The organism is Rheinheimera muenzenbergensis, from assembly GCF_036984005.1.
GTDB lineage: Bacteria > Pseudomonadota > Gammaproteobacteria > Enterobacterales > Alteromonadaceae > Alishewanella > Alishewanella muenzenbergensis.
This window is the reverse complement of record NZ_JALAAR010000017.1, coordinates 55,222-77,924: the sequence shown is the minus strand read 5'-3', so window position 1 is coordinate 77,924 and position 22,703 is coordinate 55,222. Positions and strand designations below refer to the sequence as shown.

Sequence of the window (22,703 nt, the reverse complement as noted above, 5' to 3'; positions counted from 1 at the left end):
TGAAGGTTCAGGAATTGGTGTAATAACCGATACTGACTCTACACAACATCCAATGTAAGCCATTACTCTTGGAAAAGGAGCAGCATCTTCCATAATTCTTAACGTAATTCTTTTAGTCTTTATTTCGTCAACGAAAGCGATTACCCTTTCCAAACATTTTTTCGAGGGAGACGGCGATGTCAATTTTATTAGATAAACGTGAACTTAAAAAAGCGGCAAAGGAACTGACGCTGGTTAAACTTACGGAAGTGATTGAAACTCTGAATAGCATGATAGCTGAACGGCAGAATGAAGCAGAAGTTATAAACCAATTAGAACAACTGGCAAAATCTCAGGGGTTCACCCTGGAACAACTGGGTTATAAATTAAATAAAGACGCAGCGACTGCTCTACAGCCAGACTCGGTGAAGTCTGATAAACGTCCTACAAAACCTAAGTTTAAGAGCATCAAAAAAGACAGCCAGTATTTTTATGTTGAAAACGGTGAGCTGCATTTACTACGCACACACACGATGAAGAAGGGCCTGCAAGATCGTGGCGTAGATGTTATGCCAGTATCTAAGGTTGATAAAAAATATGCTAAGAAAATCGATACGTTAATTGCAGATGCCACTGCGCAGGCTTTAGAAAACTACAATTCTAAGGTGGATGCCTGGAATGATTGGGCCGCAGCCAACGGCGAAGAAATTTTGTCTAAGAAATAACACCTGATATATTGCGCCCGGCCAGGCTGGGCACTTTTAATCAATCGAGCAAATAGGCATCTGCAACAGAGTGTTAGTTCAATATGAACAACAAAGTCAGACTAAGCCTGAGTTAATGCATATTAACTATTTATGAGATTCATCTATTGCTCCAATATCTATTGTGCGCCAGCCGTCACTTTCAGATTTAACTAATCCATACTTTTCAAATACTCGAAAAGCATCATTGACAAATGCGTTCCATGATTGCGGATTCCAGTTTCTAATTTCCTGATTCCACTCTCTGGTCGCTTTGCTTACTTGCCCTATTTTGACCTTGCTCTCATTCTTTTTGACTGTTCTATGCAAATACCACAAGCTAAAAGCTACCGCGAGTCTGCTCATACTCTTGTTTCCATAACTAAAAGTAAATAACGCTTGCTCTGAAAACCGAAGGTCACCTAACCGACGAAAGCCACATAATATATAGATAGCCGCATGAAGCTGCGTTCTTTCTTCTTTGGAAAGATCTTTTTTATATGAAATAACATCACCTATTTCTTTTAGTTTATCTTCGAAATCTGAACATCGCTCTCGCGTACGGTTATTCGAGCAACTTAAGCAAGAGTCTGACTGTGAGTTATAAATTATCTGAGGCGTGGCGCTACAGCACGTGATACATTCTCTTATTTCATAAGTATCACTACTAAAATCATCTTCATAAGAAATTCTGTCAGATGGAATCAAGCTTAACGTTCTTACACTATTTCTGCCCCATGTCAGAACCAAAGGGGTTGAATTAGTTCTCAAATAGATTTCCAATAAAGAACGTGTAATTTCATCTGTGTTTTCTTTCAACAAATAAATCGACCACTTATTTGACCAGTATATGGGCAGTGCCGTATGAAGCTCCTCCTCATCCAAAGCTAAAGATTTGAGCATTAAAGAAGTTAATGACCTACTTACTTCTTGCTCAACAAGTTGCGGATGTTTTGTATACAAGTCAGGGCCAATTGATCCATAGGCTTTTTGTTGGATGTGAAATGCGTCAAACAAGGCTATACACCTTGATGTTGCTCGGGAATAAGCAATAAAAAATTCGATATTGCTCATCTTTGGATCTGCATAAACAATCACAAAGGGGCTTTCTAACCCTCTGAAACGGCCTATATTTTCCAGTTTAACGCCGCTAGGGATCAGCTCTTTGGGGACACTTAAAAAAGTAGGTTTTAATACAGTGATATAAGCGGGAGGAATACCTTCAGATAATAATTCAGACATTAATTTTTTTAGCGATGATTTTGGATGATGTGTAATAAGCTCGACCAAAGTGTCATCTTCGAAATCTCTCGGGTTGTTAACCGTATACGATGGTTTGGCAAAGAGCTTAAGACGGTCACAAATTTTCTTTGGAACTCTTAGGCTATTCGTTAATGTAAATGCTCGTGTTGAGAGCCGCGATTCCAACCATTCCAATGAAACAGGTTTTTCATATTCGAAGGCCTGGGTTGCATCACATAAAACGACAATTTGCTTTTTTACGAAGTTATCAAAAAATATTTCCCAAGCCTCTTTCCAGATGACTTGCCCTTCATCAACAATTAAATGATCATATTTGTCGAAATAGCCATACTTCCCTGCTAATTTCAGAATCTGAACAACTTCAGAATCTTTGTCATATGCTCCTGAGTATTCAGGATCCAACTTTTCATCAGAGATATCCGATTGCTCCTGAATCTCCTTTGAAGCACAATGCGCAAGGCCATAAAGTGTGAGAACGTCACATATGCTTGCATGTTCTTTTAACTCATCTTTAAGTTTCGCAGCCAATAACTTATTAAATGTTATAAATAATACTCGTTTATTAGCTTTTGAAAGTAATCTGGCAACTTGAATTCCCACGATAGTTTTGCCTGAGCCGGGCCAGCCATTTACAATTAATCTTGGCGATTCTAAAGCATCATCTACACAAGACTTTTGCTCGTCTGTAAGTTTTAACCACAAGAAATTGTCAGAGTTGACTCGCGAGATCCAGCATGGCATTGCGTCAATGGTGGGTAGTATCATCTCGATCATTTTTTGAATCTGGAATGCCTTGAACTGAACACTCCCTAGATTCTGTTTATGAAATGACATGATTTCCGAAATTTTCTCACCAAATCTGGGGAGAGAAGGCTTGTCAATAACAAGGCTGACTTTCGTATACTGATTGAAATCTGCGTAACCCGGAGGGAGGCTGGAAGGCGGGATTTGTGAACCTGGAAAACAAAATGCACTTCCTATTTTAATCTCAATTCCATTTTGACGGAACCAGCTTTGGAGCGCGTAAACGCCTCTGGATAATTGTAAAGCGGGATCTATTCGGGAAACTCCGAATCCAGATTCTTTAGTGTAAAAAAAACCATTTACGTCGTGATTAAGAACTCCGCCCTTAACTTCTACAGCTAATATCCCGAGCGTTTCATGAATGACGAGAAAATCTACCTCTCCATTGGGGCTTTTGTCGCCGCGCATCTCTGTAACAAACGATGATAACCAAGGTATGCTATGAATAACATGGAACGTATCGTCCAACTGTTCTTTAAACAGCTGATATACAAGAGGTTCAGCTATTGCACTACTATTTGACTTAGGTCCATATGATGGATACATAAAAGCCATCAACGCCCTCCTGCTATGTTACAGCTACTAAAACCGGCACGGTCAATTGGTAATAAGAGTATCAGATACAAAGCGACCCGAATTTCATCTTAGCAAATTAATGCTTGAGGTTATCATCACGTCACCTACACTATTCAGAAGACTGTTACAAAGAAACACAGCTATCCCACAGATAAAGGCTTCCTGCCTTTACCTTTTATGAATTTTTAGCCAATAATCCTGTAAGCGCTGGTCTTTAACATTTCGTATAGCTCGGTTCAGACTCAGGAGCTCCAGCGGCTCCCGCCCCAACATATTTGCTAACTCAAAACATTGGGACTCGCCCATGTACGCCCCACTTCTAACTTGGCTGATATATGCTCTGGACACATCCAAATACCTTGCCAGTTCAGCGTCATTTTTAAGATCTTTAGCTTGTTTTAACTCATCCAAATATTGAGATAAAGAGATCATCATCACCTTCATGCGCAACCTGCGTTGCTAAGTAATTACTTGACACATGAAAGTGATTGTCCGTATATTCTGCTAAGTAATTACTTAACATTTTTCCAGTTTAGCTGCTGAAAATTATTAATTTTTAGCCGACGGAATTGCTTGGTCGTAATTAGCAGGAGAAAAAAATGGATCTGACTTATAGCGTTTTATCTGGGACGTTTTTGGACGGCAGTAAACACTCTAAAACTCATGTATTTTCAACTGGCAGCGGCACGCGAAATGACCCGGTGCGTGTGCAATCCGCCGAGGTCACTATTCAAGAATTTTGGATCCGCACAGCAGATGGTGAAGAAGAAAAAATCACCTTGCAGAATGTTGACGTCGACGCCAGGCACGGTCACGACATCGCCATGGTTATTGCGGAAAATGACGACCATGGTGCCTACATTGGTTACGTAAATTTCAGCACAAAACAAAGTTGGTTTTTTAGGCGTACATCCACAGCACGTGCATTTGCACAAGGGGCTGCACCTTGTGTTCTGACCATTGCATCAGCGTTTATCGCCGGTGGTGTCGCCTGGTACATAGAGGGATTTATGGCCTGCATCGTGGCGTTTGCTGTCGGTTTGGTCGCCAGTGTCGTAGTACGCAATATCCACGCTGTCAGTATTGAAGCAGGACTCAGGAAAAAATTCGACGAAATTATTATGGAAGAGGCCCATCGCTATGTGCCCAGAGAAAGTAAACAGGTCGAGCAACCAGTCCCCTCTTCGTAAACCGAACGAAATTAACTATATCAGCAGTAGGAGAACGTTATGTTCAAAAAAATGGCATTAATCAGCATCAGTAGTATTCTGCTGTCCGGATGTGGTGGTGGTGGCGAGAGCGGGGATGGACGTTTTGCTGTCAGTGCTTCTGCTGGTGAGGGAGGGACAATATCACCTGCGTCCCAGCGTGTCGTTAAAAGTGCTCAAGCAACCCTTAGCGTGGAGCCTGACGCAATTTACACTATCCAAAGCGTAACCGGCTGCAGTGGTAGCCTTGATGGCAATACGTATCGTACCGGCGTGGTAAATTCAGACTGTGCTGTGACGGCAAGTTTTGCGCTAAAACCGCTGACGATTAGTCTGGATACGTTGCCACAGAGCGTGGCTGAGAATACCAGCACCCCACTCAATATTGTGGTGGAAAACGCCAAAAACGCTCCGATAGTGGCAGTGAAAGCCGTGGGTGGCTATGGCCTGAACTCTATCTCTATAGAGCAAACCAGTGGAGCCAGATTTAATCTGGTGACACAGAATGTCGACCGGAACGTGAGTGTTGAACTGGAGGTTGCTGTGCAAGACGGCAGTAATGCGAGCAGGGTTATCGCACAACGTTTTAGCTTTGTAATTGAAAATACATCATTTGCAGCCCCGCTGGCTCGCTATCAGGTCATTACTGAGAACGCAGCGCGAATCCTGGCATTAACAGAAGAAAGGCAGGTTAGTGCAGCATTTAGTGGTGCGGCGACAGTATTGGCCATCAAACACAATGTAGCTCTGAAGCAAGAGGCTATAACATTCGGCAACAACTCAATTTACGGCGAATTGGAATCCCAACTCAATCAGAATCCAGTGGCCACATATCTCGCAGGCAACATCGGTGACACCGAGCTCAGCACAGCAATGGCCAGCATTGAATCACTGATGACAGCCCATGTTGCACCCTATATCGCTAGCATTAATCAGTCTATGCCAGCTATCGCGGCTCAAGGGGTGTCTGCAGCCTTTCCGCATCAATGGCACATCAATACTGAACTGAACTCTGTTTCGCTTTTTGTCGGTAATGCTGAGCTGGGTCACGTAAATAACGGCAAGTGGGCGTTCAATTCGGATTTTGAATACCTAGACGCGGTAATCAATAGCGATTGCAGCCTGTAGGCCAACACTTTTTTAGGATGTAGTATATGAAAAAAAACTCTTTGATGGCGTTCCTGCTGGGATGCGCTGTCAGTTGTCACGCCGTGGCCGCTGAGCGTTTGGTGGTAACCTTTAATGCAACTCCACTGTCCGCAGATCACGTGACATCACAAAATGTCGCCCCCACTTGTTTGCCACTGGTATCTGGCAACAACTGGTGTGTACCTACACCCTCGGCTCAAACGGTGCGAAACCAAAGCGCAGATGCAACTTCACTGAAAACTGCAGTTGTTCATGTGCCGGAAGAACTGAGCCTGGCGCAAGCTCAAGCGATGCTGGAAAACACCGGCCTATACCGCTACATTGAGCGTGACTATGCGACGAGAACACATAGCTGGAATACCGACCCGGCGCCAGATGATTTCAACGCAGGTATTCAAACATATTTTGAGCAAAACTCGCCATCACTACCCAATGCCAGCTCAATATTCGACATGTGGGCAAAGCTGAAAAATCCGGATAAAAATATTGATGTTTATGTGGTGGATGAAGGTTTTCATCTGGCCGATGATTTGGCTTATACCGATGGTTTTAATTTCACCGTAGTGAAGTTTGACAACGAGCGACGTCCGGGTTTTTTGGAGGTAGAGTTTAATCCAGAGTGCAAAAGTGCCCACGGCACCGGTGTAGCCAGTGTGATAGGCGCGCAAATTAATAATGGCATAGGTGTAACTGGGGTGGTTGGCGATGTCACGTTACACCCATTACGTGCGCTGGACTGCGGCAATGGCTTTCTGACCGATGCGGCAGCAGCATTGAACTGGTTATCCGGCGAGGTTATTGAAGGGTTGCCGGTATTCGATGGCAATCCGGGGGTGGTTAATATGAGCTTGGGCGGCAAAACCACAACGTGCCCGATGTATATGCAAAGCGCTATCGACAAAGCTGTGAATAAGGGATTCGTGATTGTCGTATCAGCCGGTAACGAAACAGAAGATGCGGGATTGCATTCTCCTGGCAACTGCGAAGGCATAATTACCGTAGGGGCTACCGCATCACAAACCGCTGATATCGCTGGTTTTAGTAATTATGGTCCTGCCGTCGATGTAATGGCGCATGGCAGTGGTGTCTTGGGACTTCACCGTGACAATAATACGACAGAATGGGCCGGCACCAGTTTTTCATCGCCGTTGGTTGCAGGGATGATTGCAGCCGTGATGAAAGATTTTGCCTTCACACCGACACAGTGGGAGATGTTAGCTGAGCTGTCTGCTGTGAGTCGCTGGATAGAAGGAAGTCAATGTGAAACCCTGGGATGCGGTGCAGGAATTTTGGAAGCGGCGAAACTCTACAACAATGCAGAGGCACTTTTAGAGGGGCGCCTGGACAGCATGAGCCACCTGTTGAACCAGTTATCAGACTGTAACCAGAGTTGGTTTACCGCCACATTACTTAAATCAAGTGACCCGTGCGACTGGGTTCTGGTTGAGGTGAAAACCCTGGGCCAACTGGCTGAGGAGGAATACCTAAAGCTCTGGTCAGTTGAACATGGGGTGGCTAACACAGCTGAGAACCGAGTCCTATACGGCACTTTTACTCAAACTAAATTCAGCATTAGCTTGGACGAGGCCGTTGGCCGTGATTTTTACGTGCAGAAATGTGCCCATATTGGCAATACCTGCAGTGACTTAGTCAAAATCGATAGTAGTAAGTTGGAAAATAAGCCGGCCGTGTGTCAGTAGAAAAGTTGCAAAGGGCTGTCATTATGGCAGCCCTATCTCAAATTTACGCAGGGATATGGTCTTATGAGACGTACCAGTTAAATATCCTGCCAGCGCCCCCGGTCCTCAATATCCCTGACAGAACCGCGTAAAAAATGACAAGGGAAACTGATTTTAAGCGTATCTAAAAAGTCACTATCAAATGAATCGACAGCGATATTTATATTGTCAAACTTATCAGTCCGAAGAGAGACACGCTCCATAACCGTAGGAATTGCGGGTGTTAGCGCGCCCAACTTAAATGTGTAATCAGGCTCAAGGTGCTGATTGAAGAACCAAAAAACCTGATAATAATTATTTCCCAGAATATCGCGAAATTGTAGGAACACATAAACACAGTCTGAGATCGCTGACATTTCTAACGCTATATTAAGAGCTTTTTTCGGAGGAAACATGCAGTATTCCATTGACTGCAAAACGCCGTAATCCTCACCCTCAACTACACTGATTTTACTGCGGTATTTTTCGTCAACATATTTTTCGATGAAATCTGATATCGGAATATCATCAGCAGAATAATTGATAACAGACAGCACCTCGACACTATATGCAGCATGGCTGCTAAGATTTGAGATGTTGAGAGAAACACTCCCGCCGACAGCTTCAACGGCACAGCAAAGCGTTGGAAAACAAGCGATTCGCAGGTGCTCTTGGCTGAGAGTAAAGTTATCGCTCAACGTCTGATATAATTTGTTAAGGTCAACTGCATCCACAGCATTAGAATTTTTCTTTTGGAAATCGCATTCTGTCACTGACATGAAAACTCCTTCTTAATTACAACAACAGCATAAACTGAACCGCATCCATACCAAATGTACATGGTTACAAACAAATAAAAAATCAAGGCTTCTTTAAAACAATAAACAGAGACAAATTTAAATAGCTTTTATCAAACAATATAACAAAGCAAAAAAAATCAGGACCTCAAAATAAAACAATAAGTAATAGGACAAACAAAGCCTAACAGCCTCAGAGTACCGAACATTGCCATTACAGCTAAGATATTAGGAGGTATTCGGCACTAAACTGTGCCAACGCTCCGAACGGTGACGTAAATGTGAACAGTCGCAAAACTTGAAACTAAATTGTAAATTTATGGTTTTTGTGATAGTTTACAGTGTTTAGAAACAGAAATGGAGCACAAGGATGAGCTGGATACACACTGGTAAAACACAGGCTTTTAATTACACCGGTTTGGATAAAAACCTGGCGCAGGAGCACGGTATTCGGCTACCCGCTCAGTATCTTGTCAACAAATGGCAGCTGACTCATCAGGCATTGTTAATGCTGGCCAGCCTTAACGATTATGACCAGCAACAGGTAATGAAAGAAATTGAATACGTTACCCGCTACCCCAGCACAACCTACTCTACCAAGCACAGCTTAAACCCGTTCCGGCGTATCTACCGCACCCGGTATCCATTTCGTAGTTACCATTATTTAATTGAATATCGCACGGCGGCTAATGGTCAGGTTGTGATTGATGAAATATTTTTTGATAAAACTCTGGCTGGCGAAAAAACCAATACTGCAGCCGAGCGCACCATGCTTTATCATATAGGTAGAGACGCTAACCAACGTTATGATCAAGCGAAAGATGAGAGGGGTATCGACGCTTTAGGTCTCTCAGTACAAAATATCGAACCAACCAATCAGGTTCGCACCGAGCATGCTGCGGTAAATGGCATGTTGAACGATTTAAATAAAGCAGCCTGGTTAATGGGCGTGCATGCCCAGACGGCTTATAGCTCGGATACGATATCTGCCTATACGTTGTTTCATAACCCCACTGATGGCGGTATGTTAGACCTGACAGAGTGCTTATTTGATAAACTTAGCCGCACTAAATCCCATAATGCGCAATATATAGCTGCGGTGCTGGCACAAGTGCAACAGCAAGGCAGGTCTGTAAAATGGGTAGTGCATAGCCAGGGCGCAATTATTTTTAATGCCGCATTATTACATTACCGGGCGCATTATGGTGGCCGCTTAAACCTGCAACAATTGGCGATACATGGTAGTGGCGCAAATGTACAACGACTAACTAGTATGGCCAGTGGCTTAGGTATAAAAGTTAACGCCGTAAGAAATAACCCCTTTGATCTGGTACCCAATATAGCAGGTGGTAACGATTTATCACCCAGCAGTTTATGCCGCAGCTTAAAATTCTGCGGTTTGGTATTTGGCCCAAACTCAGGCCCAGGTGTAAGCCCACATACGTTGCCTTATCTCGGCATCGAAACTTACAGGCAGCAATTATGGATGTTGGGTAATCATAAAAAAGCAGCAAAGGTACAACGTTATATTCAGATGCATGCAGGTAAGGTTCGCTAATGGGCTTAGTTAAAAATGTGTGGCAGGGTTATGCCGGTGGGCCAGATTTAAATCGCCAGCAAACACACCGGTTTTTACTGGAAGATATTCAGGTGCAGGTGCGCTTGCCGCATTCTAATGTCGAAACCATTGCCTCACCACGTCATGTTAACTTTCCTTATAAAACGCCGGGCTGGTTTGAACGTAATATGGAACAACAAAGACAACATTATTACGTGCATTTGCAAACTCGCTGCTGGTTTTATATGTTCCCTGTACTACGCTTTGGCGATGGTGAACTAGGCCACTTATTTTGTTCTCTCTGGCTAAAACGGGTTCCGTCGGACGTAAATGCATTAGATCGGCAACAATTGGCTGACTACCTTATTCGCGAATATGATGAACATTATAACGCCGAAATAACACCTGATGATCCCTGCGAACAAGCCAGGGGGGTGAATACCCGTACCAGACAAAAGATTCGTGCTGAAGCAGAATTAGCTGCCTCCAGAGGGTCTACCAGCCGGTTAGATAATCTTGAAAAACATATTGCCTTATCCATTAACTACCCACCTCTGGAACCAGCAAAAATCATTACAATACATGGTATGGAATGGGTGTCTTATGTAGACAAACCCTTTCCTGCTTCATTAAGAGGGGTAGATTATTACTGCCTGCCGTTGAGCGAACAATTTTGCTTTGCAATTAGCTTTACACTCTACGCCCCTGGGTACGGCAATAAGCGCTGGCTTAAACACGCCAAAGCGACCCAACAAATGGTGCTGGATAGCTTAAAAGTGAGCCCGGTTGATAATACAGCTGATAACTTACTTACCAATAAAGAGCAATAAAGCCAGATGCGTTTTATTTTTATACTATTAGTTTTCTTACCCTTTATAAGCCTCGCCACCGAATACACACCTGATTCAGCAGCAGAGCTGCGTGCCCAATATCAGTTGCTGTTAGAGTTAAAAGCTGAAGATGCGATAACTAAAGCTGTGTTTAGCGAGAAGTCTGAAAGCATTAAACAGCAGGCTTACAACAGATACCAGATATCACTCAAAGATATGCCGTCAGCGTCAGCCACTGAACAACGGATAGACAGCTTTACGTCAGCTTTATACAGTATTTCAGCACTATTGTTACTGGCACTCGTTACCAAAATAATGTCGTATTTCCCAGCAATCCTGAGTGAAGCACTGGTATATGTTGCATCCGCAGTCACGTTGCTGGTCTTCCACCAAGAATACGTTGTATTGGTAGCAGGGTTCTCGTTGGCTGGTGTGCTGGCTTATTCTGTAAATAGCCGTATTGAGGATTCAGGTAAAGCACGCCGATGGACTGGATGGCTGTTAATGCTGGTGCTGGGTATTCTGGCATGGTGCTTTAACAATAGCGTTTTCGGTGTTTCTAGTGTTGTCGCTTTTGTTTATAGTTTAGGCTTTGTCATGTTGATTACGCCGGGAATGATTGCAGTTGGTGTTAACGAAGCGCGTATAGCTGTGGTACTGCGTTTAGCTTTTGCCTGTCTGTTGTTAACGCTGTTGGCATGGCTGATCTTTTATACCACCTGGCTGCCTGCCTTAATACCTGTTAGACAAACCCTACACGCTTTTGAGCTGGGCATGCTAACCGTATTGCCGTTGGCGTATTTTACTGCACTTGGCTACCTAAGCTTTTTCTTACTAAAGAGCCGGTTTTGGTTGCGATTTATTGCAGAGCTGGCTGCACTTATCAGTGGGCTGGCGGTTATTATCATTGCCCTGCTATACCAGCTTGATACCATGTTCTGGGTGGGTGCGGTGTTTATGCTGTGGAATCTTATGGATAAGTTTCACGAACTCGTTTACAAGCGGGTTAGTTTTACCGCTGCATGTACTTTATTTGCTGTGATATTCGGCGGCAGTGCGGCGATAATTAAGTCTAATATGGCTGTAGTTATGCCACACCTCGCATTTCTGAATTTGTAGTACGTTGGATATGGAAGGTCGTAAAAAGCTGAGCTTTATAGAGTGTATTGTACGTTTATAAAACACGTAATGTATAAAGCATAAATAGCAGAGCCCGCAATTTTGCGGGCTCAGTTATTCAGAGTTGTATCACTGCAGAGTCAAAACAACGGCGGCGCCAATCGTTTCATTATCTTCAATGCGAGCAATGCGGTCGTCGAATACGCGTAGGTACATTTTTTGCTCATTGATATCTGTAATTCTGTTACCCAGCCGGTAGGAGCAAAACAATGTTTCCAACATACCACGCTTCTCGTCAATACTGACAACCGGTACAGTACGAATGAGTTGCAATGGATACTGCTCACACTCACGAATACCGACCACAAACAGAAACTCGAGGCTTGGATCCTCAGCCAGGAAATATTGTAATAACACGCCCGCATATGGAATATCTGACCTCATTCGTGGTACTCCTTTTGGTTTGTATTTTCCAGCAAAAAGCGCACAAAACGACGCTGCAAGGCTTTAAAATCAAGCACCTTTATACAACTGGCGCAGCATGCCTCATGTTTCACCCATGAGAAAATGGCCTCACAGTTATCTGCCTCACCACCCTGGCCACATACTGATACCAGCTCACGGCCATGCGGGTTGATCCGCAGCGCAGTAATCAAGCTGGTAGCCAGGTTACGAACCTGCCCCCTGAATCTTTTGTTCAGCATAAAATCACGAAATGCGGGTGTGGTTTCAATCTGGATCATTTGGCATCTCCTTTGCGGTGGGCTTTTAATAACAGGTCAAACGCTGAGCCATCCTGACGAGTTAGGTTGGGTACAAAACGGCTATACACCCGGAATAACATTTCTGTTGTCGTGTGGCCCATCTGCCGGGCAATCCACTCCGGATTTTCGCCAGCTGCAAGCCACAAGGTCGCCGCAGTATGCCGGGTTTGATATGGCACCCGCTCACGCAGACCACAGGTCTTTAACGTGGGGTACCAAATCCGCTGCGTAATATTGCGATGGTTAAACGGTGTGCCGTTTCGGGTCGCGAACACAAACTCGCCCTTCCCTGTCACTTCAAATTGCCGCTGCAGCGATTCCCGTACCGGTGTCGACATTTTGATTTCACGCTGAGAGCCGTCATTTTTGGTGTACTCTGCTCTGCCCCCAACCCAGGTTTCGCGGACTAAAATAATGCCGCGGTCGAAATCAACAAAGCGCCATTTCAGGCCATCAATTTCGCCGGTTCGCATACCGGTAAAAAAACGCACAATAAAGTAGTCCACAAACTGCAGTGGCACCTGCATCAAGAAACTTTCCACTTCATCCAGAGTGAAGGGATCTACATCACTCTTTTTCATTTTCAGTGGTTTTAAGCGCTCCGGCGCAGTAAACTGATAGCGGTCGGCTGCCTCACAAAGAATCATCTGAATAACTTTCAGATGTCGGTTGATATAGCCTGCTGAAATCTGCTCTCCATTTTCGCGACGAACTTTGCCGAGCTTAGCGCGAAACTGGATCAAATCAGCTTTTGTGATGTGGTCGACCTCTATCCCCCCGAAATGTGGGATCAGGCGGTTCTGCACTATCAGCCTCATTGTTTTGTCATATGACGCTCGCCAGCTAACTTGCATCTCGTCAAGCCAGATATTGGCAAACTCTTCAAAGGTAGGTAAGCGCTGCGCCCTGTTACCGGCTAACAACCGCTGTTGCTGCTTTTCAAACCGCGCCACCATCTTGCTGTTGGGGAAATAATTGCTGTACACAAAAGTGCCGAGCAAAATCTCCGCTTCGATTTTCAAAAGCAACTTTGCCAGAGTTTTCCGGTTTGCCGGTGTGTCTGGCAACGCAGTCTGCTCACGGCAGCGCGTGCCCATATACCGGAAATCTATTTGCAGATTTCCAGACCCTCTTACCCTAATACTACCCATGCGCCATACCTCCGTTTGCCATTGGAATAAATACCTGTGTTTGTGGTTTTGCGATGTCTTTTTGGATGGTTTCCCAGATGTACAAAATCTTGCGGCCACCAAAAGGACGTATGTAGTGCACGCCCTCAAACAGAACGCGATCTTTTAGCGTTTCGCGGATTGTCCGCGGGTCATACTTGATGAGCTTGGAAAGCTCTTCTGTTGTTAAGTAGGTTTTAAGCATCGTTAGCGCTCCTTGATGAACATTTGTAGCGTATACTCAACATTATGCGCGCAAAAATGTTTGTGTCAAGCAACTTTTGTAGCTTTTACACATCAATTAATGAGTAAACTGTTTTTTTGGTGTAGAATGAGCCTCTACAGGGGAGTTAAATAATGATCAGATTCAGGCTCAAAGAGCTAATTGCAGACAAAGAGTTCACAGAAGGCAGGCGGATTACTTTTGACGAAATCGCTAAAAGCACTGGTATCCACAGAACAACGCTATCAAAAGTTGCGAATCAGAAAGGCTATAACACTACTACCGATGTTCTGGATAAGTTATGCATCTACTTTGGCGTAGATTTAGACAAGGTTGCTTCATATACTCCTGAAGAATAGAAATGAGCAAAGAAAATGTTGTTACTCCAAAGAAAGGCTTGGAAGATATCTGGCTTAGTAGTACAGAAACAAAAAAGGTGCTGAAGGTGTCAAGCTGTGAACTGATGCACCTTCGTGTGTCTGGCAAGCTACCCTACAAAAAACAGGGTAACGCATATCTCTACCAAATCCATACCAAATCAAAGCAGGGTGCGTAAAGCAGCTGCAATCTCTGTAACCGGTAACTCTTCTGTTGTTATGCCAAAAGAAACTCGAATAGCTCCGGCAATTCGATCTGCGTCAAGCCCCATAGCCGTTAACACATGTGATGGTGTATAGCTGCTGGACGTGCAAGCCGAACCATTTGAAACCGCGATAATACCTTTAAGCTTTACCATCGCCGCTTCTGAGTTGATACCCGGCACAGAAAAGTTAATCACGTAAGGCGAAGTATTGTGACCATTAACTTCGCCGCCCAGCTCGCTTACGGCAGCTGTAAAATTGGTTTTTAACTCGCTGACATGTGCCAGCCATTTTTCAGCATTCTTTGAAGCCAGTTCACAGGCCAAACCCAAACCTGCGATTAGTGGTGTCGCCAGCGTACCCGGGCGCAGCCCCTTTTCTTGCCCGCCACCGAAGTAAATTGGCTTTAACGGTGGCTTAATAAAGCCACGCCGACGCATGATTAACGCCCCCACACCTTTTGGTGCATAGAGTTTATGGCCGCTGACACTGATAAAATCGATACGCGGGTTGTCGAGATCAAACGGGTATTTACCGAAACTTTGTGCAGCATCGACATGCAAGTATGCCTCATGCCCAGCCATCAGCTGGCATATTTCACGAATCGGTTGAATAGCGCCGGTCTCGTTGTTGATATGCATTATCGAGACTAATACCGTATCGTCACGAAGTGCAGCTTTAAGTTGCGCAATATCCACTTGTCCACCAGCTTCGGCATTCAGGTACGTGACCTCAAAGCCCTGCTGCTCCAGGTGCTCTATCGGTTCAAGTACGGCTTTATGCTCCAGTTTGCTGGTAATAATATGTTTCTTACCAGACTGCTCAGCAAATTCACGCAAGCCCAGAATAGCGATATTGTTACTCTCTGTAGCACCACTGGTAAAAATGACTTCGGTTTTGTCTGCTTTGGCAATGTTGGCTACCTGTGCACGGGCTATTTCCACTGCGCGCTTTGCTGCAACACCATACTCATGGGTGCGACTGCCGGCATTACCATATTCCTCAACCATGACTTTATAAATTAAATCAGCAACTTCAGGTAGTACGGGGGTTGTAGCGTTGAAATCCAGATAAATTGTCATAGAAAAAATGCCAAGGTTTTTTAGTCTCAAGGTGAGACAAACACGTGTCTAACTGATACTATATTGCGCCTGTTTGTACAAACAAAATCTCAATTTTGTACAAACACTGTTCATTTTAACTCTTAGATACAGGTGCTGAACATTATATCTTCAGGGACGTCATTTCCAGCCATTCGTGGTATTCAGGCAGGTAGTGAATACTACATTGTAATGTGCCCGTTAAAAAGGCTGCGCAAGGTTTTTACGTTCGATGAAAGTGCGTTGCCCGTTGAGGCAAGAGCACAGCGCACGTTAAACCAAGAACGAATCCCTGAGATAACCAACTATATACTCTCACAGCGGGAAGATTACGCGTTTTCAGCTATTACGGCTTGCATTGAAGGTGTGAGCGCTTTTACACCTATAGGTCAAGGTACACACGAAACAAATATCGGCACACTCACTATTGATGCTGATGCCGAAGTTTACATTACCGACGGGCAACACAGAAACGCCGCAATCGCTGAGGCATTAAAGCAAGACCCAACCTTGGCTGATGAAAATATTTCAGTGGTATTTTTTGCCAACAAAACATTAGAAGACAGGCAAAAAATCTTCAAAGATTTAAACCTCTATCCGAAAAAGGCAGATCGTTCGTTGGGCATTACTTACGATAACTCGCCCTCTGCGTTGTTGTCGAAAGAACTGATTTATGAAAATCCAAAACTGCAAAAGCTCATTGACCTGGAAAAAAACAATCTGGGACCCCGTTCTAAAAAGTTGCTAACTCACAGTGCTTTTAACAAAGCTACACGCGAGTTGTTTGATAAAGTCACCGCTGATAACTATCAGGAACTTAGCATAATTGCTGCCAGATATTGGCAAGTTGTATATCAAAACATGACCGAATGGCAATTTGTATTTGAAGACAAATTATCTGCCGGTGATGCCAGAAAGCACTCTGTCAATGTTCACTCAGTTACTTTACAAGCGTTAGGCATAGTAGGTAAGCAATTACTCAAGCTGCCCAAGTGGGAAGCAACGCTTGAACGGTTGAGGCAGATTAACTGGGATCGAAGTAACAAAGCGGATTGGGAAGGCCGCTGCATGATCAGCGGCGAAATGAGTAATAACTCCAGCAGAGCTAAAGCGACAGCTGTCAGAATTAAAACCTTACTTGGTTTAACCTTGTCGGACAAAGAACAGCAAGAGGAAGCCAAGCTATCGGGAAACCAAAATGAGCAGTGAAACCGCAGTTAAAATTTACTCCGCATTTAGTCAGAAAGGTTTAAAGCAGACAATTGCAGATGCTAAAGCGCATATTAAGCAGCTTTATTTATCTGACGAAATCCCCTGGGTTATTGGCTATAGCGGTGGTAAAGACTCTACAGCAATCCTGCAGCTGATTTGGTATGCCTTGCTCGACTTAAAAGAAGAAGATAAGTGTAACAAAGAAGTTCATGTCATCAGTACTGACACTCTGGTTGAAAATCCTTTCGTCGCAATGTGGGTAGAAAAATCGCTGGAGCGAATGAAACAGGCAACAGAAACCCAAGGCCTGCCGATTATTCCGCACCGCTTAACCCCGGCGGTAAAAGACCGTTTTTGGGTGAATTTAATAGGCAAAGGCTACCCAGCCCCTCGCTTTAAGTTTCGTTGGTGTACAGATCGTCTGAAAATAGCGCCATCAAATGCCTTTATCAATGGCTTAGTCGATAAAGGCGGCGAAGCTATTTTAGTACTCGGCACCCGCAAAGCTGAAAGTACTGCACGTGCAGCATCGATGGATCATTATGAGAGTATCGAGACCAATACCAGGAAAGCTGATGGCTTAACAGCTAACGGCAGTTTAGACCGCGTTTGGGTTTATACCCCAATAGCAGATTGGACCAACGATGATGTTTGGGTATACCTGAACTCTGTGAATAATCCCTGGAACTTCCCCAATCAAGACCTGATGGGAATGTACCAAGGTGCCACAGAGGGCGGAGAATGCCCACTGGTTGTTGATAAAAGCACACAAAGTTGTGGTGATAGCCGCTTTGGCTGTTACGTATGCACTATGGTGTCTGAAGACAAATCCATGACAGCCATGATCGCCAATGATGATGAAAAAGACTGGATGTTGCCGCTACTGGCACTGCGTAACGAAATCGATGTTAACGACGCTAACCGGGATAAAAAACTTGATAAACTGCGCCGCGATAAAAGCAGGCGTGATTTCCGGCGCATGAATGGCAACCTGACAGTACATATTTCCAAACACGGTGCCGATATTGTGCCAGGCCCTTATATTCAGAGCTTCAGAGCTGAGCTGCTAGAAAAAGTGCTTAAAGCACAAGTTGCAGTGCAACAAATGGGGCCGGCGGAAGTGAAAGATTTAGAATTACTCCCGGTGGAAGAGCTCGAAGAAATCCGGCGTATTTGGTTAGAAGAAAAGCTGGAAATAGAAGATATCTTGCCTGGCATTTATGAACGAGCGACAGGAAAAACCTACCCAGGCAACAAGCGCGCCCATCATCCCATTTTAAACGAAGATGTGATGATCAAGCTTAAAAACTACTGCGCGAAGCAGGATGACGGCGATGGCTTAATGTACCAGCAAATTCGCGCCGTAATGGCCATAGCCAATAAACATAAAAACCAATTGCGACGGGCTAACTTGGCTAACGAGCTTAACGATAGCCTCGAAAAAGGAGCGTTTTCCTCACTAGAGGACGCAAAAACCTTCGCACTAAGACGTAAACAGCATGAGCTCAGAATTCAGTTAGATAACTCGCCCAACCTAACAGCGAAAGAGCGCGAAACTATTGAAGAGCAAATGGCCATAGTAACCAGATCCATTCACCAACAAGGATACAGTTCATTGCTGATAGAAACAGAGGTAGTCAGCGATGATTTTTGAAAAACTGGAAATAGAGAACTTTGGTATCTACCAGGGCGCGCACACAGTCGATTTGAGTGTTGAAGCCGGAAAACCCGTTATCTTGTTTGGTGCTTTAAATGGTGGTGGTAAAACCACCTTTCTCGATGCTCTGCAGTTAGTGCTGTATGGCAAGCATGCTAAGTGCTCAAACCGTGCAGCAATGGCCTATGGTAATTTTCTCGCCAGTTGTAAAAACCGCTTTGCTCCGGCTGATGCCCCGGTAATGCTTTCACTCTCATTTTTGCACCGCACAGATAATAAAATAAGACGCTTTGATATAGAGCGCAGCTGGCAAGTAAAAGGAATGGAAGCCAAAGAGAAAGTGCGTGTACTGTGTGATTATCAATATGATGAACATCTTAGCCAATATTGGGATGAGTTCGTTAATGAATTTATCCCACTTAGTTTGTCTGATTTATTCTTTTTTGACGGTGAAAAAATTGAAAACCTTGCGCATCCACAACGCTCGTCTGAGCTGGTAAAAACCGGCATTGAGAGCTTACTAGGGCTAGATCTGTTATCTCAGCTACAAATAGATTTATCACAGCTAGATAAACGCCGTCGTAGTGGTAATGTTGATCAAAGCGTTATGGCCAAAGTTTCAACCTGTGAGGATGAAATGAGCCTGCATAACGTGGTGATTTCAGACCTGAAAAAAGAGATTGCTGACCTGGAGCAACAAACCGGTGATACCAAGTTAGCTATAAATAAAGCACGACAGGCTGTGCGTAATGCCGGCGCGCATTTAATTGAAAAACGTGATGAGATTAAATTTGAGCTGGGTGCACTTGAAGCAAAATTAAAACTAAACAAAGCTGAGCAAATTAAACTGGCTGCCGGAGTGGGTCCACTTGGCTTAGTAACCGCATTAATTGAGCAGACCAAAGCACAAATAAAGCTAGAGACCGAGGCAAAACAAGCAAAGGTGCTTGATGAAGCAATAAACGCTTACGAAGCTAAAATTCTGGCCACATTGAAGCACTCAGGTGCGGCGAAAGAAGCCATTAGCCGGGTTAACAGCACCATGGCTGAACTTGCCAGAGGACGCAAAGCACTGACAAACGTAGACTGTTATCTTAATACTGACCTAAGTATTTTTAACGGTTTAGACAAGCGGATAGCCGACGAGGAAAAGCAACGCCAGCATTTAAAGAGAAATGAAGTACGCTTATTAGAGCAACAAGCTCTGTTGCAAAAGCAGTTGGATACCATACCGGACTACGACTCTGTACAGCATCTGCTCGCTGAACTGGCCGAACATGAAGCTATATACAAAAACCTGCTGGTACGCACACAGAACAAGCGGCAACAATTAGAACAAGCGCAAGCCAGAAATAATGCGTTGCTGCATCGCTACACCAATTTATTGGCACAACAAAACAAAGATACCTTCGAGCAAAAGCGTACTATTCAGGTAAGCGAGCACATTAAAAAGCTGAAAAGAACCTTGCAGGGGTTTGCAGAACAGCTGATCTCAGAAAATATAGAGCGCTTACAAACGTTGGTTAAACAAAAGTTTGATGCCTTGGGCCGTAAAGAACAGCTGATAAGCGGTTTAAGTATTGCGCCTAACAGTTTCGAAATTACCTTGTATGACGCGAATGGTGAACCGCTGGAACCAGCAAAGCTTTCTGCCGGTGAGCGGCAACTGCTTGCTATCGCTATTCTATGGGGCCTGGCCGAAGCATCAGGCAAAGAGCTGCCAACGGTTATTGACACCCCACTTGGACGGTTGGATGGTAAACACAGAAGCAAGTTAATAAACAACTACTTCCCCAAAGCCGGGCAACAGGTAATTTTGCTGTCTACCGATGAAGAAATCGTCGGCGACTATTACCAACAGTTAAAACCGGCTATCAGCCGTGAATATCACATTAGTTTTAATGAACAAGCTAAGTCTTCCGGCTTTACACCAGGGTATTTTTAACTATGCAAAGCATCGACATTATTCGTTTATCCGAAAAGCAAAAGCAGCAGTTAATTATTCTGAAGCGCAAAACTGGCATAGATAACTGGAACGTGCTTTGTCGCTGGGCGCTATGCATGTCTCTGGCCGACCCAACAGTACCACCGAAGGAAGATATTCCTTCGGATAGTAATGTTGAAATGACTTGGAAAACCTTCGCTGGTGAGTACGCTGAACTGTATTTAGCTATCCTGAAAACAGCGTATAAAAAACAGACTAATGTGATTGGTGAAATTGAGCTGTCTTTGTTTGTAAAGCTTCACATTAATAGAGGAATAAACCTTTACAATAAGTCCATTTAAAAAATTTCGCATAGGAAGCAAGTTAAAAAACATAGTATGTGCCTGCGAAATCGCCAGACAACTCAACTAGAGCACGTTAAATGTCTGTTTCTTTGAGTTTCCGATCTAAATCACCTAAATCTATATTTTTAATAGAGTTACATATTTCTTCAGACAGCCTTTTTACAGACTGCTCATTTGAACTGAAATACTTTGAAGTTAACATTAAATTATTTTCAGCTAGGTGATCTTTAAAATGAGAAAAAATCTCTGTAAAAAACCGCTCCGACAGATTAGAGATAGAAATACCCATCTTAAATATTACCGGAAGTGCAAGCATTACAGCCCCATACCCAATAGCTTTGGACAGAATGTACTCGCGTGGTTTATCCCATTCGTCTGGGAAAACTCTCCTTACTCCATTGAATAAGTTTAAAATAACTTTAAAAATAACTTGATCTTGACCTCTAATAAAATAGCTATTGAAAGGCAGATCTTCACTTTCAAGGTCAACATCATTTTTGATATCAATTAAATATCTATCGCTTTTACTTGTGATTAGCTTCATTAGCCTTTTCACAAACGACCCCTGCGATAAAGAAGCATGTTCACCACCACCTGTACCAAGCATCTTTAACCTTAGATAAAATGGTGATTCATCTGTAGAATTCAGCATCCTTGCTATTTCATGACATGTTTTCTGAGGACTGCGCCCTTCAGAAACACCAAACAAATCATAAATCAATGATGATGGTACTTTAGTTTGCTTACTATTTATAATAGAAAATATATATGCCTTATCTTCCTCACTGACATCAAAAACGAAAATGATGGGCAAATTAAAAATATCAGCTTTACCTGATTCTAGAATACCATATATTCTGTGTTGGCCATCCAGCACTTCTGCCATTTCTGGCTTTTCCATAATTTTAAATAGCGATGAGTACTCATTGTCACCCAAGCAAAATATAAAATCTTCAGACCTGACAGACATAATTATTGGCGTCGGGAATGTCGCATCTGGATCCCGACAGTAATCAGCTATTTCTTTTATTCTTTGTTTATTTTCTTTTCGCTGTACTCCTGTGCCCTCCTCTCGACTTTTAACAATCATTATTTTTCCTATGTCACTTGCCTTCATAGATGACATATAGAAAGAACCTATTGGCTGATCGAACCTTATGTAAGAAAGAATCATAACTTTATTTCTCCATCAGCAACGCTCTTCACCCTGTCATATTTTTCTTGAAGTTTCCTTTCTGGTATTTCCCTTAAATCTTCATAAAGCGATCTCTTGTAATAATCCTTGTGAATAAGAGTTTTTGCAAAAAGCCTATCATAAAAATCTTCAGGCTTGTCTGTGATACTTTTCCAAGAATCGGCATATTTTGATATAGGCTCTACAAAAACGACAACTTTTCCATCTGGTTGTATATTATTAATAACTCCGACAGCTATCTCACATACGCTACTATCGCCAGATTTAAACATAATCGAAGCCAAATAGTCTTTCTCAAGATAACTATCACCTTTCGCATCGAGAAGAATCTTTGTGTAATCACTCTGCGCATCATGCGTGATACTTATGACTTTAGGTAGTGCACCAAAGTCATAACTTACGCGACTAAGGTAATCAACTTCCCTTACACAGATATTTAAGGAAATTATGAGAAGAATAATAACAAACGTCATAATCAAAGAAGTTGCCAAAAAAACAGAAAAAGAAAACTTATAATCAAGTGAAACACCAAGAGATGATAAAGTTGTAAGACCAAAGCCAATTATTGCTATTGGTATAGAATAATACTTACTAATCGACTTCAATATATAATAAAATACATTTTTATTTTTCATTCTAATTTCCAAAATGATTTACCATTAATTCTTATCAAGATTATTACCATCAATGTAAAAGCCACAAGCCATTCCAGCTCAGGAATTGTTTACATGCTTTCATTCTTTCTAATCATCATGAACACTGACATTCA

At 43.3% G+C, this 22,703-nt stretch carries 22 protein-coding genes; 12 read left to right on the top strand and 10 right to left on the bottom strand.

What is annotated here, in order from left to right:
* Positions 1-176 precede the first annotated feature (176 nt).
* Complete coding sequence (locus MN202_RS17045) at positions 177-704, top strand: H-NS family histone-like protein (RefSeq protein ID WP_335737343.1); 528 nt, start codon at positions 177-179, stop codon at positions 702-704.
* Between the two features lie 126 nt (positions 705-830).
* Here the strand turns inward: MN202_RS17045 and MN202_RS17040 are convergent, their stop codons facing one another.
* Both MN202_RS17040 and MN202_RS17035 read right to left on the bottom strand, forming a co-directional pair.
* Positions 831-3,344 carry a DEAD/DEAH box helicase family protein gene (locus MN202_RS17040; RefSeq protein ID WP_335737342.1) on the bottom strand — a complete coding sequence of 838 codons (2,514 nt, stop codon included), beginning with the start codon at positions 3,342-3,344 and terminating at the stop codon, positions 831-833.
* Positions 3,345-3,533: 189 nt separating this feature from the next.
* Positions 3,534-3,809, bottom strand: coding sequence for a hypothetical protein (locus MN202_RS17035; RefSeq protein ID WP_335737341.1), 276 nt, complete (start codon positions 3,807-3,809; stop codon positions 3,534-3,536).
* A 155-nt stretch (positions 3,810-3,964) separates the two neighbouring features.
* On the opposite strand from MN202_RS17035, the gene MN202_RS17030 reads away from it, so the two are divergent.
* From MN202_RS17030 to MN202_RS17020, 3 genes are read left to right on the top strand one after another with little or no spacing between them, the layout of a single operon-like run.
* Positions 3,965-4,555, top strand: coding sequence for a hypothetical protein (locus tag MN202_RS17030; RefSeq protein WP_335737340.1), 591 nt, complete (start codon positions 3,965-3,967; stop codon positions 4,553-4,555).
* Between the two features lie 39 nt (positions 4,556-4,594).
* The gene (locus tag MN202_RS17025) at positions 4,595-5,701 is read left to right on the top strand and encodes an InlB B-repeat-containing protein (protein WP_335737339.1); all 1,107 of its coding nucleotides are present in this window, start codon (positions 4,595-4,597) and stop codon (positions 5,699-5,701) included.
* A gap of 26 nt (positions 5,702-5,727) precedes the next feature.
* Positions 5,728-7,422 (top strand): S8 family peptidase, encoded by a 1,695-nt coding sequence (locus tag MN202_RS17020; RefSeq protein ID WP_335737338.1) that lies wholly within the window; start codon positions 5,728-5,730, stop codon positions 7,420-7,422.
* A gap of 77 nt (positions 7,423-7,499) precedes the next feature.
* Here the strand turns inward: MN202_RS17020 and MN202_RS17015 are convergent, their stop codons facing one another.
* Positions 7,500-8,219, bottom strand: a complete 720-nt coding sequence (locus MN202_RS17015; RefSeq protein ID WP_335737337.1) for a hypothetical protein — start codon at positions 8,217-8,219, stop codon at positions 7,500-7,502.
* A gap of 388 nt (positions 8,220-8,607) precedes the next feature.
* Here MN202_RS17015 and MN202_RS17010 point away from each other — a divergent pair, with 388 nt between their 5' ends.
* The 3 genes from MN202_RS17010 to MN202_RS17000 all read left to right on the top strand — a co-directional run bounded on the left by MN202_RS17010 (position 8,608) and on the right by MN202_RS17000 (position 11,744).
* Positions 8,608-9,795 carry a hypothetical protein gene (locus tag MN202_RS17010; RefSeq protein WP_335737336.1) on the top strand — a complete coding sequence of 396 codons (1,188 nt, stop codon included), beginning with the start codon at positions 8,608-8,610 and terminating at the stop codon, positions 9,793-9,795.
* Complete coding sequence (locus MN202_RS17005; protein ID WP_335737335.1) at positions 9,795-10,625, top strand: hypothetical protein; 831 nt, start codon at positions 9,795-9,797, stop codon at positions 10,623-10,625. Before MN202_RS17010 ends, MN202_RS17005 begins: the two co-directional genes overlap by 1 nt.
* A gap of 288 nt (positions 10,626-10,913) precedes the next feature.
* Positions 10,914-11,744 (top strand): hypothetical protein, encoded by an 831-nt coding sequence (locus tag MN202_RS17000; protein ID WP_335737334.1) that lies wholly within the window; start codon positions 10,914-10,916, stop codon positions 11,742-11,744.
* A 129-nt stretch (positions 11,745-11,873) separates the two neighbouring features.
* Here the strand turns inward: MN202_RS17000 and MN202_RS16995 are convergent, their stop codons facing one another.
* From MN202_RS16995 to MN202_RS16980, 4 genes are read right to left on the bottom strand one after another with little or no spacing between them, the layout of a single operon-like run.
* On the bottom strand, positions 11,874-12,188 hold the full coding sequence (locus tag MN202_RS16995) for a hypothetical protein (protein WP_335737333.1): 315 nt from the start codon (positions 12,186-12,188) through the stop codon (positions 11,874-11,876).
* Positions 12,185-12,487 (bottom strand): hypothetical protein, encoded by a 303-nt coding sequence (locus MN202_RS16990; protein ID WP_335737332.1) that lies wholly within the window; start codon positions 12,485-12,487, stop codon positions 12,185-12,187. Before MN202_RS16990 ends, MN202_RS16995 begins: the two co-directional genes overlap by 4 nt.
* Positions 12,484-13,605, bottom strand: coding sequence for a tyrosine-type recombinase/integrase (locus tag MN202_RS16985; RefSeq protein ID WP_335737365.1), 1,122 nt, complete (start codon positions 13,603-13,605; stop codon positions 12,484-12,486). Before MN202_RS16985 ends, MN202_RS16990 begins: the two co-directional genes overlap by 4 nt.
* Positions 13,606-13,651: 46 nt before the next feature.
* On the bottom strand, positions 13,652-13,882 hold the full coding sequence (locus MN202_RS16980; protein WP_335737331.1) for a hypothetical protein: 231 nt from the start codon (positions 13,880-13,882) through the stop codon (positions 13,652-13,654).
* A 152-nt stretch (positions 13,883-14,034) separates the two neighbouring features.
* On the opposite strand from MN202_RS16980, the gene MN202_RS16975 reads away from it, so the two are divergent.
* Positions 14,035-14,259: a helix-turn-helix domain-containing protein gene (locus MN202_RS16975; RefSeq protein WP_335737330.1), complete on the top strand. Its 225-nt coding sequence runs from the start codon at positions 14,035-14,037 to the stop codon at positions 14,257-14,259.
* Between the two features lie 179 nt (positions 14,260-14,438).
* Here MN202_RS16975 and dndA read toward each other — a convergent pair whose 3' ends face one another.
* A complete protein-coding gene (dndA, locus tag MN202_RS16970; protein WP_335737329.1) occupies positions 14,439-15,563 on the bottom strand; it encodes a cysteine desulfurase DndA in 1,125 nt (374 codons plus the stop codon).
* Between the two features lie 132 nt (positions 15,564-15,695).
* Between dndA and dndB the strand changes: the two genes are divergently transcribed.
* From dndB to dndE, 4 genes are read left to right on the top strand one after another with little or no spacing between them, the layout of a single operon-like run.
* Positions 15,696-16,790: a DNA sulfur modification protein DndB gene (gene dndB, locus MN202_RS16965; RefSeq protein ID WP_335737328.1), complete on the top strand. Its 1,095-nt coding sequence runs from the start codon at positions 15,696-15,698 to the stop codon at positions 16,788-16,790.
* Positions 16,780-18,447 (top strand): DNA phosphorothioation system sulfurtransferase DndC, encoded by a 1,668-nt coding sequence (gene dndC, locus MN202_RS16960; RefSeq protein ID WP_335737327.1) that lies wholly within the window; start codon positions 16,780-16,782, stop codon positions 18,445-18,447. The genes dndB and dndC overlap by 11 nt, the downstream gene beginning before the upstream one ends.
* Entirely contained in the window at positions 18,437-20,395 is a 1,959-nt protein-coding gene (gene dndD, locus MN202_RS16955; RefSeq protein WP_335737326.1) for a DNA sulfur modification protein DndD, read from the top strand. The genes dndC and dndD overlap by 11 nt, the downstream gene beginning before the upstream one ends.
* 2 nt (positions 20,396-20,397) lie before the next feature.
* Positions 20,398-20,736 carry a DNA sulfur modification protein DndE gene (gene dndE / locus MN202_RS16950; RefSeq protein WP_335737325.1) on the top strand — a complete coding sequence of 113 codons (339 nt, stop codon included), beginning with the start codon at positions 20,398-20,400 and terminating at the stop codon, positions 20,734-20,736.
* A 76-nt stretch (positions 20,737-20,812) separates the two neighbouring features.
* Here dndE and MN202_RS16945 read toward each other — a convergent pair whose 3' ends face one another.
* On the bottom strand, positions 20,813-21,913 hold the full coding sequence (locus MN202_RS16945) for a DGQHR domain-containing protein (protein WP_335737324.1): 1,101 nt from the start codon (positions 21,911-21,913) through the stop codon (positions 20,813-20,815).
* Complete coding sequence (locus MN202_RS16940) at positions 21,910-22,569, bottom strand: hypothetical protein (RefSeq protein WP_335737323.1); 660 nt, start codon at positions 22,567-22,569, stop codon at positions 21,910-21,912. Before MN202_RS16940 ends, MN202_RS16945 begins: the two co-directional genes overlap by 4 nt.
* Positions 22,570-22,703: the final 134 nt, after the last annotated feature.